Here is a 301-nt window from a genome sequence, read left to right as displayed (position 1 = left end):
TTCTTAACTTCTGGTGTTTCTGGGTTCTTTGCGTAGATATATACTACGTGCTTTGTTCCTTCTTCAACTTTTCCTGTTGCGTCAGCTGAGAATTCTCCCATACGTTTAAAGGTATAACCATCGAATGACTGTTGCTTTGTTTCATAGCTTGAGCCAATTTCCCCATCTTTAACTACATCTGATGTTGCTTCTAAAACTGTACCATCTTCTGCTAAGTATGTTACGTCTACATTACCCTTCTTAACTTCTGGGGTTACATCTTTTTCATATACGTAAATTACGTGTTTTGTACCTTCTGCCA

At 37.9% G+C, this 301-nt stretch carries 1 protein-coding gene; it reads right to left on the bottom strand.

What is annotated here, in order from left to right; genetic code table 11:
- A partial coding sequence (locus NOU10_RS09335; RefSeq protein ID WP_255906665.1) for a MucBP domain-containing protein occupies window positions 1-301 on the bottom strand: 301 nt, incomplete at both ends.

The sequence above is a fragment of the Ligilactobacillus sp. MP3 genome, assembly GCF_024436335.1.
Taxonomy (GTDB): Bacteria; Bacillota; Bacilli; order Lactobacillales; family Lactobacillaceae; genus Ligilactobacillus; species Ligilactobacillus salivarius.
Note: the sequence above shows the minus strand (reverse complement) of the source record. Positions and strands in the feature narration are given on the sequence as shown.